Genomic DNA, 14,825 nt, shown 5'->3' on the forward strand with positions numbered 1-14,825 from the left:
CACTGATGATTCTGCGCGCTGAACACCTCGTAAAAACCTATAAGTCCCGTACCGTTGTCAACGACATGTCGTTGTCGGTGGAGCAGGGCGAAATTGTGGGTCTGCTGGGCCCCAACGGCGCCGGCAAAACCACCTGTTTCTACATGACGGTGGGCATGGTGAAGCCCAACAGCGGCCGCATTTTTCTGGACGATGAGGAAATCACCAAGCTGCCCATCTACCAGCGGGCCCGGCGCGGTGTGGGCTACCTGGCGCAGGAGGCTTCCGTGTTTCGCGACCTGTCGGTGGAGGAAAACATCCTGTCGGTGCTGGAAATGACGGATATGCCCAAGCAGGCCCAGCGCGACAAGGTAGAGGAGCTGCTCGACGAGTTCAGCCTGAACCACGTGCGCAAAAACCTGGGCCGCGTGCTGAGCGGGGGCGAGCGGCGGCGCACTGAAATTGCCCGGGCGCTGGCCGTCAGCCCCAAGTTTGTGCTGCTCGACGAGCCCTTTGCCGGCGTCGACCCCATTGCTACCGAAGAAATTCAGGGCATCGTCGCCAAGCTCAAGAACAAGAACATCGGTATTCTCATCACCGACCACGACGTAAACTCCACGCTGAGCATCGTCGACCGGGCCTATCTGCTTTTCGAAGGCAAGCTGCTGAAGGCTGGCACGGCCGAGGAACTGGCCGCCGACGAAACCGTGCGGCGGGTGTATCTGGGCAAGAATTTCGAGCTGAAACGCAACGTACAAGTCTGAGGCTGCGCCGCCTGCCTGCTTGTTGGCCTGTGCGGGGCAGCTACGCGGGCCACATTTGCGTATACGCCCCACCCATCCACAGCGAGCTTCGTTTATGGGCCCCCTCGACCATCAAACCGCTCCCGAACCACCGGCAACGAACCCTGAATGATTGACTCTATTCTGACGTGGACCGTACAGCGGCGGCTGGCCAGCATCGACCATTTTCGCCAGAATCCGCATGAGGTTCAGGCGCGGGTACTGCAGGAATTACTGCTAAAGGCCCGCACCACGGAATGGGGGCAGCGCTACGGGTTTGCGGATGCACCGAGTGCCGGCGAGTTTGCCCAGCGGGTGCCCGTCAGCAGCTACGAGGAGCTCTACCCGGCCATCGAGCGGGTACTGCGCGGTGAGCCCGACGTGCTGTGGCCGGGCACGGTGCAGTGGTTTGCCAAGTCGAGCGGCACGACCAACGCCCGTAGCAAGTACATTCCCGTCACCCGTGAGTCGTTGCAGGAGGGCCACTACCGCGCCGGCCGCGACATGACGGCCTTGGCCACCGTTATCTATCCCGAAAGCCGCGTGCTGTCCGGCAAAACGCTGTCGTTGGGCGGTACGCACGCACCCAACCCGTTTCGGCCGTTGGAAGCAGAGTCCAGAGTCGGCGACGTGTCGGCCGTGATTATGCAGAACCTGCCGTCCTGGGCCGAGTTTCTGCGCACTCCACCTCTGGAGCTGGCCTTGCTGGATGAGTGGGAGGAAAAGATTGAGCGGATTGCCCGCCACGTGCTCCACGTAAACGTGGCCGCGCTGGCCGGAGTGCCTACCTGGATGATTATGTTATTGCGCCGCGTCACGGAGCTGGCCGGGGCCGACAACATCACCGAAGTATGGCCTAATCTGGGGCTGTTTCTGCACGGAGCCGTGGCTTTTGGACCCTACCGGGAGCTGTTTCGCCAGTTGATTCCCTCGGAGCAGATGCGCTATCTGGAAATCTACAACGCCTCGGAAGGCTACATTGCCCTGCAGGACGAGCCCGATTCGGAAGACCTGCTACTGCTCCTTGACCACGGTATCTACTACGAGTTCATTCCCTTGGAGCAGTTCGATGCCGAAAATCCGCAGACGCTCACGCTGGAGCAGGTAGAGCTAGGCCAGACCTACGCGCTGGTCATGACGACGAATGCCGGCCTGTGGCGCTACAAAATCGGGGATACGGTGCGTTTTACCAGTCTGGCGCCCTACCGCATTCGGATTACGGGCCGTACGAAGCACTTTTTGAATGCTTTCGGGGAAGAAGTGGTCATCGAAAACGCCGATGCGGCCATAGCCGCCGCCTGCCAGGCTACGGGCGCCACCGTCCGTGACTACACCGCGGCCCCCATCTACTTCGACGCTTCCGATACCTCGCGCGGCGGGCACCAATGGCTGGTGGAATTTAGCACCGCCCCCCAGCAGCCCGCCGACTTCAGCACCATCCTCGACCAGACGTTACGGCAGCTAAACTCCGACTACGACGCCAAGCGGCACCGCGACCTAGCGCTGGGGCCGCCACTGCTCACAGTAGCCAGCTCCGGAGCCTTTACGCGCTGGCTGGCCAGCAAAGGCAAGTTGGGCGGTCAGCACAAAGTGCCACGGCTGAGCAACTCCCGGGAAATCATGGAGGAAATTCTACAGCAGCTTTAGCATCTGCCGTCCCCATACGGCGGCCTTGTATAGTGCTAGTTTCAGTGGCCATTGCAAAAGGCAAAGCACTTCCTAAAACACAAATTTAAACAACGCAGATAACACAGGCTGTGACGTTAGGGGGTGTCTGTTCTAAACTGATTATTAAATGGTTGTGCTTATTTCAATAAGAATTTTACTACTAAGAATATTTTCACTCGAAATGGCGTTGATTTAATCCAATAAAGCATATATTGTCGGATTATTAACGTTCACGACCACACCCGTGCCCGCTATTTCGACCTCCTCCTCTCGCCCCTACGTGTCCCGCCGGAAACGTAGCCGTTCCTCGGAACCATCTTCGCTAAGTACCAAAGCAACGCTAGGCTTGCTCAGCCTGCTGGTGTTTGCTTTGCTGGCGAGCCTGGCAATTATTGCCGCCAACCTCACTCAGGACAAATCCAACGCTTCTGCCCAGACAGCCAGCGCCACCTTCACCGATTCAGAATTGAACCGATAAACGTGGCGCTGCCAGTTATCCGAGAGTCAATTATTGGTCCAGTACTCCCCCCACCATTCGACCTAAAACGCTACCACTCTCCTTCGAAGCATTGCCGCCATTCGGTGCCAGCGCCTGAATCAGCTTCTTCACCGGCATCGACTGCAGCCACACCCGGCCCGTGCCCTGCAGTGTCGCCAGCAACAGCCCTTCGCCGCCAAAAATCATTGATTTTAGGCCACCGGCGCGTGCAATACTGAAATTGATGCTGGGCTCGAAGGCTACTACGCAGCCCGTGTCCACGCGCAGCAGCTCGTTGTTGAGCTGCTTTTCAATGATGGTGCCGCCGGCGTGAATAAAGGCTTTGCCATCGCCGGTGAGCTTTTCCAGGATGAAGCCCTCACCGCCGAAAAAGCCCGCGCCCAGCTTCTGGTTGAAGTGAATACCAATTTTGGTGCCCCGGGCCGCTGCCAGAAAGCCATCTTTCTGCACAATAAGGCCCTGGGGCATGGTGCTGAGGTCGACGGGAATGATGGTGCCGGGGTAGGGGGCCGAGAAAGCCACGCGGCTTTTGCCGTAGCCGCCGCGGTGCGTGAAGTGGGTCATGAACAGCGACTCGCCGGTAATCAGGCGGGTGCCGGCCGAAAACAGCTTGCCCAAGATGCCCTGGTCGGGCTCCGAGCCGTCGCCCATCTTGGTTTCAAACGCTATGGCCTCTTCCATGTACACCATGGCGCCGGCTTCGGCAATGACAGTTTCGTTCGGGTCCAGCTCAATTTCCAGCACCTGTATGTCGGAGCCAAGAATGCGGTAATCTACGTCGTGGGACTGCATAGGGAAAAAGGTTAAGTCAGATAACGGATTCAAGTATAGCGAACTGGCAATAATTGCGGGGACTCGGCAGGAAAATAAAAAGCCCTTCTCGTTTGAGAAGGGCTTGGCGTACTGATTATTATGGCGGGTAGCCGGGGTTATTCTTTGCTTAGCTCCCCTCGGATTTCGTTTTCGGTATCGGCTTCCGGATCATTTTTGCCACCCTTCTTCTTGGTTTCGCTGCTGGTGCGGCGCATGAAGTCCTCATCCGATTCTTCGGGCTCGGCCGCGCCGTTTTCGAGTGGAAAGTCCTCGTCTTCCTCCTCTACTTTTTCGCCGAATTGTCCGTCGCGGTTCACGAGCTTCTTGTCACGCACGTGCTGGTTGAGGAAGGTGTTGATTTCCTCAATCGAGTAGTTCGAGGTGATTTCTCCCAGCGGATTCACCTTGATTTCGAAGCCTTCGAGGTCTTTGTGCACCCGGGCTTTTTTCTCGGGGTCGTTTTTCTTGGTCTTATTGACGGGTTTCTTAGCCATGATGTCGCGTCCGTAGTTGGGGTTGCCACGCCAGCGCCCCTTCCCAACGAGAAGGCCGCTCCGTACCACGTAGTACGAAGCGGCCTTGCTGCCGGATGCGCGAATTTTAAAACGAGCTTCTAGGCGTTGGTATTAGCCGCCAGGCGCTCTACGGCCGCCGTAATGCGCTGCGCCGTTTCCCGGGCCCCGATAATGCTCATAATAGCCATTAAGTCGGGGCCGGCGGCTACGCCGGTTACTACCACGCGCAGCGCCTGCAGCACCTGCCCGATTTTCACGCCCTGACGCTCCAGCACCATTGTCAGCAGGGTTTTGATGCCGTCGGGTGTGGTGTCGTGATGGGCGGGCAGCTCCTGAGCAAAAGCCAGCAGGGCCGAAGCCGTAGCCGCGTTCCACTTCTTGCTGATAACCTGCTCGTCGTAGCTCTCGGGAGCAATAAAGAAGTACTGGGCCTCGCGCCAGAAGTCCTGCGGGAAGGTGACGCGCTCCTTCATGGCGCCCACAATCTGCACGGCCTTTTCCTCGGAGCACTCAATGTTGTGCTCTTTCACCGCCGTGAGCAGGAACTGGGCCAGCTCGGCGTCGGGCTTGGCACGCAGGTAGTGCTCGTTGTACCAGCGCACCTTGTTCTGGTCGAAGCGGGCCGGCGACTTGCTCACCCGCTCAATGCTGAAGGCCTCAATCAGCTCGGGCATCGAGAAAATCTCCTGCTGGGAGCCAGGGTTCCAGCCCAGGAAAGCCAGGAAGTTGATGAAAGCGTCGGGCAGGTAGCCACTTTCGCGGTAGCCACTGCTCACTGTGGGCTGGCCGGTTTCGGAGTCGGTGCCGTGCCATTCGAGCGGGAATACGGGGAAGCCGAGCTTATCGCCGTCGCGCTTGCTGAGCTTGCCGGTGCCGTCGGGCTTGAGCAGCAGGGGCAGGTGGGCAAACTGCGGCATGGTGCTTTCCCAGCCAAAGTAGCGGTAGAGCAGCACGTGGAGCGGCGCCGAGGGCAGCCACTCCTCGCCCCGAATGACGTGGGTGATTTCCATCAGGTGGTCATCCACGATGTTGGCCAAGTGGTAGGTCGGCATGCCGTCCGACTTCATCAGCACCTTGTCGTCGATGCTGCTGGAGTGTACTACTACCCAGCCGCGAATCATGTCGTTGAAGCGGACTTCCTCCTTGCGCGGCACCTTCAGGCGAATGACGTAGGGCGAGCCGCTGTCCAGCAACTGCTTTACCTCGTCTTCGGGCAGGGTCAGGGAGTTACGCATCTGGGTGCGCGTAATGCTGTTATACTGCGGATTAGGCACCTTGGCCGCCGTCAGGCGGGCGCGCATGGCGTCTAGCTCTTCGGGCGTGTCGAAGGCGTAGTAGGCGTGGCCGCTGCTGATGAGCTGCATGGCGTACTCCATGTACATGGGCTTCCGCTCACTCTGCCGGTAGGGCGCGTGCGGGCCGGGCGTTTCGCTCCAGGGGCTTTCGTCCAGCTCAATGCCGCACCACTTCAGGGATTCAGCAATGTACTGCTCGGCGCCGGGCACGAAGCGGTTCTGGTCGGTGTCCTCGATGCGCAGCAGCATTTTGCCGCCCATCTTACGTGCAAACAAATAGTTATACAGCGCCGTGCGCACGCCGCCGATATGTAACGGTCCCGTAGGGCTGGGCGCAAAGCGCACCCGTACTTCTCTCTCCATAAAAACAGAAATTCGCGTCGAATCTGACTAGAAACGCGCCGCGAAGGTACAAAGATCAAATGGTGAAATAGTGAGGTGGTGAAATGGCGAGTTTGCTGTTCAATCCGCGCAAACGCCGTCAGCGGAACAACAACTCACCATTTCACCAGCTCACTATTTCACTGCTAGTCCCGGTTGCGGTAGGCAAGGTAGAGGATGAGGCCCAGCAGCGTGATGCCGCCCCGGATAACCCAGGCCACAGTGGTGCCCCATTGATCAATCCAGGTGAGCAACATGGATTTCATACCCAGGAAGGGCAGAATCAACGACAGCAAGCCGAGCAGCAGCAGGCCTAGTCCAAGTTCTTTCATAAGACGAAATTGTAAGGTGGTGAAATAGGGAGTTGTTGTTCAATATGCGCAATGACGCGCAGTCAGAACGAAAAACTCACCATTTCCCTATTTCACCATCTCGCTACTTCACCGCAATGCACGAAATTTCGACCTGCACGTCTTTGGGCAGGCGACTCACTTCCACAGTTTCGCGGGCCGGGGCATAGTCGTCCTTGAAGTAGCTACCGTAGATTTCGTTGATCAGGCCAAAGTTGCCGAGGTCTTTGACGAAGATGCTGCACTTCACTACGTCGCGCAGCGTCATGCCGGCCGCGCCCAGCACGGCCTGCAGGTTGCGCATTACTTGGTGGGTTTCGGCGGCTACGTCGCCGTTGCCGACGAGCTGGCCCGAGGTGGCATCCAGGGCAATCTGGCCCGAGACGTACACGGTGTTACCGGCCTGAATAGCCTGGCTGTAGGGGCCGATGGGAGCAGGAGCGTCGGGCGAGTAAATGATGGTGTTGGCCATAGAAAAGAGCGTGCGGGTGGATGGTTTATCTTTAGGTCAAAAGTAAGCGGAAAAATATGCACCTCTTTATCGTCGACGGCCATTACCTGGAAGCGGAGTTTCGGCGCAAGTTCGGCCCGGCCCACAGTTACGACTTCTGCCCTGGTACGGCCCCCGACCTGCTTACCCGCCTTGGCGCGGCCGATGTAGCTTTCGACCTGCGGCCCTGGCCCGAGCTGCACTACGAACAGCCGCGCCAGCCGCTTTTCTACCACACCAGCAGCCGTACCCTGGCCGAGATTTTCCGGGGCGAAGAGCCACCGTTCGGGCCAGTGTTTGGCTTTTGTGCCCTGCCCACTTTACTCGACCGGCCGGTGCTGGAAGCAAGCCTGTACCGGCCGGAAGATTCTCCGGAGCTGGTACGGCTATGCGCTGCCCTGGGCACCGATTACTGCCTGGTGCAGGACCGCGTCGGGCTGCTCACGCCGCGCGTGGTCTGCGCGGCCATCAACGAAGCTTGCCATGCCCTGCAGGAATCGGCCGCCAGTCTGGCCGATATAGAGCGCACCGTGCGGCCCGCCGCTAGTAGCGGCCTGGGCCCTTTTGGGTGGGCCAATGCCCTCGGGATAGAGCGGGTGTACGAAGTGCTCGAAGCGCTGTATCAGGACACGCACGATGCCCGCTACCGGGTTGCGCCGCTGCTGAAAAGCATGGCCCTGCGAAACCAGTCTTTCGCGCTGTAGAGCATACGTGAATCAACGCAACAAAAAGCCCTGCCAGATTGCTCTGGCAGGGCTTTGTCGTAAGCTAGCGGGTGGATTACTCTACCGTAACCGACTTGGCCAGGTTACGGGGCTGGTCGACGTTGCAGCCGCGCAGCACCGCAATGTGGTAAGAGAGCAGCTGCAGCGGAATCACCGATACCAGCGGCATCAGCACTTCGCTCGTAGCGGGCACCTCAATCACGAATTCGGCCATAGCTGGAATCACCGTGTCACCTTCGGTTACGACGGCAATAATGCGGCCTTTGCGAGCCTTCACTTCCTGAATGTTCGATACGACCTTCTCGTACGAGCTGTCTTTGGTGGCAATAACCACTACCGGCATGTTCTCGTCAATCAGGGCAATCGGGCCGTGCTTCATTTCGGCGGCGGGGTAGCCTTCCGCGTGGATGTAGCTGATTTCTTTCAGCTTCAAAGCACCTTCCAAAGCTACGGGGAAGTTGTAGCCCCGGCCCAGATAGAGGAAGTTCGGCACATCGCGGAAGATTTCGGCAATAGCCTCAATCTCGTCGTTGAGCTTCAGTGCCTTCTCCACTTTCGCGGGAATGTTGCTCAGCTCCACCATCAGCTCACGCATCTTCGAGTCGGTGAGTGCGCCGCGCTTGTGGCCCACAATCATGGCCAGCAGCGTCAGCACCGTAACCTGAGCCGTGAAGGCCTTGGTCGAAGCCACCCCGATTTCGGGGCCGGCGTGGGTGTAGGCACCCGCATCGGTAGCGCGGGCGATGCTCGAGCCCACCACGTTGCAGATACCGAAGATGGTTGCGCCCTTGCTCTTAGCCAGCTCAATGGCTGCCAGCGTATCGGCCGTTTCGCCCGACTGGGAAATGGCAATAACGATGTCGCGCTCGGTGATAATCGGGTTGCGGTAGCGGAATTCCGAAGCGTATTCCACTTCGACCGGAATGCGCGCCAGATCCTCAATTAGGTACTCAGCCACTAGGCCAGCGTGCCACGAGGTGCCGCAAGCCACGATGATGATCCGGTCGGCATTCACAAACTTCCGCTCGTAGGCCCGGATGCCGCCCATGTTCAGATGGCCGGCCTCCAGCTCCAGACGACCCCGCATGGAGTCGAGGATAGAGCGGGGTTGCTCGAAAATCTCCTTCAGCATGAAGTGCTCGTAGCCACCTTTCTCGATGCTGTCCAGCTCCATTTCCAGCTTCTGGATATAGGGTGTCTGCTGCACGTCCTCCTTGGTACGAATGTCGAGCTTACCATCACGGATAACCGCAATTTCGTAGTCGTTCACATATACAACCTCGTTTGTGTACTCGATGATGGGTGTCGCGTCGGAGGCTAGGAAGAACTCGTCCTTGCCAATGCCGATTACCAGGGGGGAGCCTTTACGGGCCGCAATCAGCTGGCCTGGGTCGTCCTTGCTCAGAACCACAATGGCATAGGCGCCAACTACTTCGTGCAGGGCCAGGCGCACGGCCTCTTCCAGCGAGCAGCTGTTCTGCTTCTGAATCTCCTCAATCAGGTTCACGAATACTTCCGTATCCGTATCGGAGTGGAACGCATGGCCTTGCTTCTGCAAGTGGGTCTTCAAGGCCGCGTAGTTCTCGATAATGCCGTTGTGAATAATGGCAATCCGCTCCGAGGTGGAGTAGTGCGGGTGGGCATTCGAGTCGTTTGGCTCACCGTGGGTAGCCCAGCGCGTATGGCCCATGCCGATGTGGGCGTGGGTGTCTTTCTCGGCAATGAAGTTTTCCAGCTCCTGGACCTTGCCTTTTTTCTTATAAACGTTCAGGGACCCGTTCAGCAGGGCCACGCCGGCTGAGTCATAGCCACGATATTCCAGACGGCGCAGGCCTTTCAGGATAATAGGGCAAGCCTCACGGTACCCGATGTAAGCGACAATTCCGCACATAGTGTGTCAGAGAAAGAGATGTTGAGAGAAAAATCACTCCGGCCCGGCCCATTAACAAAGGCCGTGCCGGAGTGATTCGTGTGACAGTAGCTGAGCGCTAGCGCAACTTGGAGGAGTATACGCGTAGCTTGATATTCCGGGCGTCGAGCACGCTTCTATTTAGCGACAGGCCAAACGACCGCCGCAGAAATGGGCTCAACATGAAAGCAGCGGGTTGTTCGCCCAACTGATTGGCCAGGTAGGCCTGCAGGTAGGTGGTGATTACTACGCTGTAATACTTATTGGTTGGGCTCACATTGTAAAGACTTACAATGGCTTCATTGCCCTGCCCCAGCGGGCTGGCTAAGTTGGTTTGAACAATCCGCTCCGCGGGAGAGGTGTTTATCGTGCGCAGCAGCACCCGGTTGTTGGCGTTCAGCTCGTAGAGATAAGCTTGCGTGGGGGAAGGAAACAGCAGGGCCCCCGACGATTTGACCGGAATCAGCAGCTCGGCCCGGTTGATGGCCAGTGCATTCTGGCCTTTCAGCGCATCAATGTCCGAAATCACCAGCTTGGTGCCCAAACCGATGCCTTCTTGCATATAGGCCAGCCCATCCGCCGTCGTTGCCGACTTGGTTGGATCGGTCAGCACATTGAACGGGGCTTTGAAATCCGTGGTGAGCTGGGTGTAGTAGCGCGGAGCGTTGGGGTCGTTTATGCCGTAGGAGTTGGCCAGCCGGACGCTGTACGACTGAGATGTGACGGCCGTAGCGCCGGTTTTAGTGCCAGTGAAGTAGAAGTATACCCGGTTGTCAAACAGCCGGTTCAGGCCAGCCACGGCGCCGGCATAGCCGTCGGATGGTACCAGGCCCAACCCTTTCCACAGCTCGTTCAGCCTGGTTTGGGAAAAGGACGCATCCTTCATGGCCGTAAACAGCTGAGTTGCAAACTCCGAGTTGCGGACCTGGTCTTTGTGGAGTACTAGGCGAATGGTCTGATCTGGTACCGTGATGCTCGTCGTGCTATCAACAGTACCCGGATACTTCTTGCCGGTGGCGTCCAACAGAAACTTGCCGTTAGCATCCACAGCCAGCTTCTTCAGGCCGTTTTTCCGCTGTTCGGTTTTGGTTCGGTTTAGCGAGCTGATCAGATTCGTAGCTACCCGGGTGCCCAGGGGCACACTTACGCCGGCGTTGTAGCTTTTCTTTTCCTCCAGGCTCGATGCCAGGTTATACAGGTCGAAGCTGATGGGCCGGGCGGCACTGCCATACACCTGGTCGAAGCTCATGACCAGCACTACCGAGTCCAGCTTGGTGTTGGTGAACAGGCTGGGCAGCTCTTCGGAGCCCGCCCGCAGGTTAAAGAACGCCTTGGCGGTGGTGGTGCCAATAGCATCATCGTTGATACGTCCGGCCAAGGCCCGCTCGGCGTTCAGCGTTTCGGCCGAGTCCTGCAGGATGGTGGAAGCAGTAACGCTATAATCGCGGTATTCAGTGCTGATGGGGGAGGTGCCGGGCACCTCAACTCCTAGGTCGTTGGCATCTTCGCAGCCGGTAGCGGTGAAGAGCAGGGCAGAGGAGCAAAAAGTAACCGAGGCTATTCGGAAGGCGTTACTAATTAGCCAATTCATTATAAAGCGTGTAGTAAGAGGAAAGCAGGTTGTCGCCGGTGCCAACTTGGCCGATCTGCCGCTTCTGCGAGTACTCGGAGAACAGGGCATTCAGGTTGTCGCTGAAATCCTCGTCGGATTTCACCACGGAGTCGGCATATTCCATGCCCACTTTAATGAAGCCGCCGAAGTCAGCCGACTTCAGGGCCGCCAGCATTTCGTCATCAATATCCAGCATTTTAGCCTTCTCAATGATGTCGCTCTCGAATTTGTGGCTGAACTCGTTGTTGTAAACCGTGAATACCGACTTGGCGTCCTTGAAGATCGGGTCCTTCTTGTAGGTAGTTTTCAGGTACATCGGAATCAGGCCCGTCATCCAGTCGTTGCAGTGCACAATATCCGGCGCCCAGCCTAGCTTTTTCACGGTTTCGAGCACGCCTTTGCAGAAAAAGATAGCCCGTTCATCGTTGTCGGCGTGGAACTTATCGTTTTTGTCGACGAGCACCGACTTGCGGTGGAAGTAATCTTCGTTGTCGATGAAGTATACTTGCAGCTTCGCATTGGGGATAGAGGCCACTTTGATAATCAGCGGCTTTTCTTCTTCTCCCACGGCGATGTTGATACCAGAGAGGCGCACTACCTCGTGCAAGCGGTTCTTACGTTCGTTGATAATACCGAAACGGGGCACAAAAATGCGGATTTCCATCCCCATCTCCTGCATTCCCTGCGGTAGCATGCGCAGAAACTCCGCTACCTTGGTCGTCTGCAAAAACGGGTTAATTTCCGTGGCAGCGTAGAGTATTCTCAACTTGGACATATAGAGTCAGTTGGTGTGATTGGGATAGGGCAACACTTTGGGATGCACAAAATTAAGCATTTTTGAGCGAATTATCAATTAAACCAGCCTGGGCACTCTGCCAACGGGCCTTTTCACCCTATGGAGATACTCCAATCGGCCGCCGCGTTGCAAGCCCAAACCGAAATCTGGCGACAAAACAAATTACGCGTCGGACTGGTGCCCACCATGGGTGCCCTGCACGAAGGACACTTGCAGCTGGTGCGCGCCGCCGCCCGGGAAAATGATGTGGTCGTCGTCAGCGTGTTCGTGAACCCCACGCAGTTCAATAACCCTGAGGACTTCCGCCTCTATCCGCGCGTGCCCGACGCCGATGCCGAGCTGCTGGGCCCGGCGGGCTGCACGGCGCTGTTTATGCCCTCGGTAGAGCAGATGTATCCCCAGCCCACGGTGCTGCGCTTCGATTTCGGCTCCCTGGAGCAGGTGATGGAGGGCGAGCACCGGCCGGGCCACTTCCACGGCGTGGCCACAGTGGTCAGCAAGCTGTTTCATCTGAGCCGGCCCCACCGCGCGTATTTCGGCCAGAAAGATTTGCAGCAGGTCACCATTATCCGGCAGCTGGTGGCCGATTTGTCGTTTGATCTGGAAGTAGTAGCCTATCCGACTATCCGCGAAACGGACGGGCTGGCTATGTCGTCGCGCAACCGGCGGTTGTCGCCCGAGGCCCGGGCCGTGGCACCCCGGCTCTACCAGGCCCTGATGCTGGGCGCGGGCCTGGTGCAGCAGCAGCAGCACGCGCCCCAGGCCGTGGAGCAGACCGTAGCGCAGTTTCTGACTACTGAGCCGGCTATCCAGCTTGAGTACTTTACCCTGGCTGATGCCCAGACCCTGCAGCCCCTGACCACGGGCTGGGTGGCCGGCCGCACCGTGGCTCTGTGCCTGGCCGCGCACTTGGGTGGCGTGCGTCTGATCGACAACGTGCTGGTGACGCTGCCGGAGTAAATGGGTTCCAAGGAGAGGCATTCAGGCGTTCGGCCCGATTTAGTTACCTTTGCGCCCTGAAAATTACCCCCTTCTGTACCCATGCATATCGAAGTTCTCAAGTCTAAGATTCACCGGGCCAAGGTTACCCAGGCCGAACTGCACTACGTCGGGAGCGTCACCATCGACGAAGACCTGCTGGACGCGGCCAACATGGTGGAAAACGAGAAAGTGACCATCGTCAACGTTAACAACGGCGAGCGGTTCGAAACCTACACGATTCGGGGGGAGCGGGGCTCAGGCATGGTGTGCCTCAACGGCCCGGCCGCCCGGCGCGTCGCCGTGGGCGACATCGTTATTATTTTCTCGTATGCCCTGATTGATTTTGCTGAAGCCCGCGCCCACAAGCCCACGCTCGTGTTTCCGGACCAGCATAATCGGTTGGTATAAGCACTGGCTGCTACCGCAGGGCAACGCTTTCGGCCAGAGCCGAGTATGGCCCTTGGACGACCTTCTCTTCGGTATTTATTGCCCGTTCGGTATTCATGAAAACGCTACTTAATATTTTAAAGTACGCCCTGCTGCTGTCGGTATCGGGGCTGCTGATGTGGTATGCCGTGCAGGGACAGGACCTGAGCAGTATTGGCCGGCACATGCGGGAGGCCAACTACTCCTGGCTGATTATCACCATGATTCTCTCGGCGCTGGGGTATTTCAGCCGGGCCTACCGCTGGAAAATGCAGCTCGATGCCAGCAAGCACAAGGCGCCGTATTGGGACGTGTACCACGCCATGATGGTGGGCTACCTGGCCAATATGGTGCTGCCGCGCATGGGCGAAGTAATCCGCTGCTCTATTCTGCAGCGCACGAGTAAAGTGCCGGTGCAAGTAGCTCTGGGCACCGTCGTCACGGAGCGGGTAATCGATGTGCTGGTGTTGCTGGGCCTGCTGGGCAGCACCCTGCTGCTCGACTTCAACACGTTCTGGTCGTTCGTAACCGATAAGATACTGGGTGGGCGCTACGACGCGCTGGCCCGCAACCGCACGCCCCTGCTCGTGGCCGGCGGTATTGCCTTGCTGCTGCTGCTGGGCCTGGCCTACGCCCTGTTCCAGAATCTGGAGCGGCTGCGGCAGAACCGGCTGTTCAACAAGGTAGTTGTCTTTGCCAAAGGCCTGTTGGCCGGCGTATTCAGCATCCTGAAGATGGAGAACAAGGGTATTTTTCTGCTCCACACCTTCTTCACCTGGTTTGTCTACTACCTGATGGATTACCTGGCCTTCCGGTGCTTCCCGGCTACCTACTCGCTCGATATGCGGGCCGGTTTGGCCGTTCTCACCTTCGGCGCCTTTGGCATGGCCGCTCCCGTGGCGGGTGGTATCGGGCCGTTTCACGTGATGGTGCAGGGTATTCTGCTGGCCTACGGTATCAGCAAGGAAGCCGGTATTGCCTACGCTCTGGTAGTGCACGGCTCCCAAACCCTGCTAGTGGTGTTTATGGGCGGTATCAGCTTTGTCGCCAGTATGATGAAATCGGGCAGAACGCTGAGGCAGGTAGTTGCCGAGCCGGCCCTCGCCGTAACAACCGATGTGGAGCAAGGATAAAATTGTCAGCCAGGAGGCGCTTTTGCCCCAACTGGCGCAGTGGCGGGAGCAGGGTAAGCGCGTCGTTTTCACCAACGGCTGCTTCGACTTGCTGCACCTGGGCCACGTCGATTACCTGGAGAAGGCCCGCAACCTGGGCGACGTAATGGTGCTGGGCCTCAACACGGATGCCTCGGTGAGCCGGCTGAAGCCGGGCCGCCCCCTGCAGGACGAAGTGTCACGTGCGCGCATTCTGGCGTCCCTTTTGTTTGTGGATGCCGTGGTTCTGTTCGACGAGCCGACCCCGCTGGAGCTGATTACGCTCATCAAGCCCGACATTCTGGTGAAGGGCGACGACTATGCCATCAGCGGAATTGTCGGCCACGAATTAGTGTTAGCTAATGGCGGGCAGGTACTCACCGTGCCGCTCGTGCAGGGCTACAGCACTACTCGAATCGTCGAGCGGATTCAGGCCCACCTTCACTCCTAAGC

16 protein-coding genes are annotated in these 14,825 nt (G+C 58.1%); 8 read left to right on the forward strand and 8 right to left on the reverse strand.

The genetic code is table 11. The features are described 5' to 3' along the window. Positions 1-5: 5 nt before the first annotated feature. The 3 genes from lptB to LGH70_RS23690 all read left to right on the forward strand — a co-directional run bounded on the left by lptB (position 6) and on the right by LGH70_RS23690 (position 2,907). Positions 6-743 (forward strand): LPS export ABC transporter ATP-binding protein, encoded by a 738-nt coding sequence (gene lptB, locus LGH70_RS21370; RefSeq protein WP_226189856.1) that lies wholly within the window; start codon positions 6-8, stop codon positions 741-743. Between the two features lie 147 nt (positions 744-890). Beyond that, positions 891-2,408: a GH3 auxin-responsive promoter family protein gene (locus tag LGH70_RS21375; RefSeq protein WP_226189857.1), complete on the forward strand. Its 1,518-nt coding sequence runs from the start codon at positions 891-893 to the stop codon at positions 2,406-2,408. Positions 2,409-2,775: 367 nt separating this feature from the next. Continuing rightward, the gene (locus tag LGH70_RS23690) at positions 2,776-2,907 is read left to right on the forward strand and encodes a hypothetical protein (protein ID WP_262905432.1); all 132 of its coding nucleotides are present in this window, start codon (positions 2,776-2,778) and stop codon (positions 2,905-2,907) included. Between the two features lie 30 nt (positions 2,908-2,937). On the opposite strand, the gene LGH70_RS21380 is transcribed toward LGH70_RS23690, so the two are convergent. The 5 genes from LGH70_RS21380 to LGH70_RS21400 form a co-directional block, all read right to left on the reverse strand. Next, positions 2,938-3,720 carry a TIGR00266 family protein gene (locus tag LGH70_RS21380; RefSeq protein WP_226189859.1) on the reverse strand — a complete coding sequence of 261 codons (783 nt, stop codon included), beginning with the start codon at positions 3,718-3,720 and terminating at the stop codon, positions 2,938-2,940. Between the two features lie 137 nt (positions 3,721-3,857). Continuing rightward, positions 3,858-4,235 carry a hypothetical protein gene (locus LGH70_RS21385; protein WP_226189861.1) on the reverse strand — a complete coding sequence of 126 codons (378 nt, stop codon included), beginning with the start codon at positions 4,233-4,235 and terminating at the stop codon, positions 3,858-3,860. A 119-nt stretch (positions 4,236-4,354) separates the two neighbouring features. Then, complete coding sequence (gene gltX, locus LGH70_RS21390) at positions 4,355-5,914, reverse strand: glutamate--tRNA ligase (protein WP_226189863.1); 1,560 nt, start codon at positions 5,912-5,914, stop codon at positions 4,355-4,357. A gap of 164 nt (positions 5,915-6,078) precedes the next feature. Next, positions 6,079-6,264, reverse strand: coding sequence for a hypothetical protein (locus LGH70_RS21395; protein WP_226189864.1), 186 nt, complete (start codon positions 6,262-6,264; stop codon positions 6,079-6,081). Between the two features lie 103 nt (positions 6,265-6,367). Continuing rightward, positions 6,368-6,754, reverse strand: a complete 387-nt coding sequence (locus LGH70_RS21400; protein ID WP_226189865.1) for a RidA family protein — start codon at positions 6,752-6,754, stop codon at positions 6,368-6,370. Positions 6,755-6,810: 56 nt separating this feature from the next. Between LGH70_RS21400 and LGH70_RS21405 the strand changes: the two genes are divergently transcribed. Next, positions 6,811-7,476, forward strand: a complete 666-nt coding sequence (locus LGH70_RS21405; RefSeq protein WP_226189866.1) for a 3-hydroxyacyl-CoA dehydrogenase family protein — start codon at positions 6,811-6,813, stop codon at positions 7,474-7,476. 76 nt (positions 7,477-7,552) lie between these two features. On the opposite strand, the gene glmS is transcribed toward LGH70_RS21405, so the two are convergent. The 3 genes from glmS to LGH70_RS21420 form a co-directional block, all read right to left on the reverse strand. Next, positions 7,553-9,388 carry a glutamine--fructose-6-phosphate transaminase (isomerizing) gene (gene glmS / locus LGH70_RS21410; RefSeq protein WP_226189867.1) on the reverse strand — a complete coding sequence of 612 codons (1,836 nt, stop codon included), beginning with the start codon at positions 9,386-9,388 and terminating at the stop codon, positions 7,553-7,555. Positions 9,389-9,485: 97 nt separating this feature from the next. Then, the gene (locus LGH70_RS21415; protein ID WP_226189868.1) at positions 9,486-10,997 is read right to left on the reverse strand and encodes a DUF4270 family protein; all 1,512 of its coding nucleotides are present in this window, start codon (positions 10,995-10,997) and stop codon (positions 9,486-9,488) included. Continuing rightward, the gene (locus tag LGH70_RS21420; protein ID WP_226189869.1) at positions 10,981-11,793 is read right to left on the reverse strand and encodes a glycogen/starch synthase; all 813 of its coding nucleotides are present in this window, start codon (positions 11,791-11,793) and stop codon (positions 10,981-10,983) included. Before LGH70_RS21420 ends, LGH70_RS21415 begins: the two co-directional genes overlap by 17 nt. A gap of 120 nt (positions 11,794-11,913) precedes the next feature. Here LGH70_RS21420 and panC point away from each other — a divergent pair, with 120 nt between their 5' ends. From panC to rfaE2, 4 genes are all read left to right on the forward strand, one after another. Further along, on the forward strand, positions 11,914-12,774 hold the full coding sequence (gene panC / locus LGH70_RS21425) for a pantoate--beta-alanine ligase (protein ID WP_226189871.1): 861 nt from the start codon (positions 11,914-11,916) through the stop codon (positions 12,772-12,774). A gap of 81 nt (positions 12,775-12,855) precedes the next feature. After that, complete coding sequence (gene panD, locus LGH70_RS21430) at positions 12,856-13,203, forward strand: aspartate 1-decarboxylase (RefSeq protein WP_100338329.1); 348 nt, start codon at positions 12,856-12,858, stop codon at positions 13,201-13,203. Between the two features lie 95 nt (positions 13,204-13,298). Next, positions 13,299-14,354: a lysylphosphatidylglycerol synthase transmembrane domain-containing protein gene (locus tag LGH70_RS21435; RefSeq protein ID WP_226189873.1), complete on the forward strand. Its 1,056-nt coding sequence runs from the start codon at positions 13,299-13,301 to the stop codon at positions 14,352-14,354. After that, positions 14,338-14,823, forward strand: a complete 486-nt coding sequence (gene rfaE2, locus LGH70_RS21440) for a D-glycero-beta-D-manno-heptose 1-phosphate adenylyltransferase (protein ID WP_226189875.1) — start codon at positions 14,338-14,340, stop codon at positions 14,821-14,823. The genes LGH70_RS21435 and rfaE2 overlap by 17 nt, the downstream gene beginning before the upstream one ends. Positions 14,824-14,825: the final 2 nt, after the last annotated feature.

Source organism: Hymenobacter nitidus, from assembly GCF_020447315.1.
Classification (GTDB): domain Bacteria; phylum Bacteroidota; class Bacteroidia; order Cytophagales; family Hymenobacteraceae; genus Hymenobacter; species Hymenobacter nitidus.

Bases quoted from the DNA above. Each gene is read 5' to 3' on its own strand.
- lptB (WP_226189856.1), top strand. From the start codon at position 6: ATGATTCTGCGCGCTGAACACCTCGTAAAAACCTATAAGTCCCGTACC.
- LGH70_RS21375 (WP_226189857.1), top strand. From the start codon at position 891: ATGATTGACTCTATTCTGACGTGGACCGTACAGCGGCGGCTGGCCAGC.
- LGH70_RS21380 (WP_226189859.1), bottom strand. From the start codon at position 3,720: ATGCAGTCCCACGACGTAGATTACCGCATTCTTGGCTCCGACATACAG.
- LGH70_RS21385 (WP_226189861.1), bottom strand. From the start codon at position 4,235: ATGGCTAAGAAACCCGTCAATAAGACCAAGAAAAACGACCCCGAGAAA.
- gltX (WP_226189863.1), bottom strand. From the start codon at position 5,914: ATGGAGAGAGAAGTACGGGTGCGCTTTGCGCCCAGCCCTACGGGACCG.
- LGH70_RS21395 (WP_226189864.1), bottom strand. From the start codon at position 6,264: ATGAAAGAACTTGGACTAGGCCTGCTGCTGCTCGGCTTGCTGTCGTTG.
- LGH70_RS21400 (WP_226189865.1), bottom strand. From the start codon at position 6,754: ATGGCCAACACCATCATTTACTCGCCCGACGCTCCTGCTCCCATCGGC.
- LGH70_RS21405 (WP_226189866.1), top strand. From the start codon at position 6,811: ATGCACCTCTTTATCGTCGACGGCCATTACCTGGAAGCGGAGTTTCGG.
- glmS (WP_226189867.1), bottom strand. From the start codon at position 9,388: ATGTGCGGAATTGTCGCTTACATCGGGTACCGTGAGGCTTGCCCTATT.
- LGH70_RS21415 (WP_226189868.1), bottom strand. From the start codon at position 10,997: ATGAATTGGCTAATTAGTAACGCCTTCCGAATAGCCTCGGTTACTTTT.
- LGH70_RS21420 (WP_226189869.1), bottom strand. From the start codon at position 11,793: ATGTCCAAGTTGAGAATACTCTACGCTGCCACGGAAATTAACCCGTTT.
- panC (WP_226189871.1), top strand. From the start codon at position 11,914: ATGGAGATACTCCAATCGGCCGCCGCGTTGCAAGCCCAAACCGAAATC.
- panD (WP_100338329.1), top strand. From the start codon at position 12,856: ATGCATATCGAAGTTCTCAAGTCTAAGATTCACCGGGCCAAGGTTACC.
- LGH70_RS21435 (WP_226189873.1), top strand. From the start codon at position 13,299: ATGAAAACGCTACTTAATATTTTAAAGTACGCCCTGCTGCTGTCGGTA.
- rfaE2 (WP_226189875.1), top strand. From the start codon at position 14,338: ATGTGGAGCAAGGATAAAATTGTCAGCCAGGAGGCGCTTTTGCCCCAA.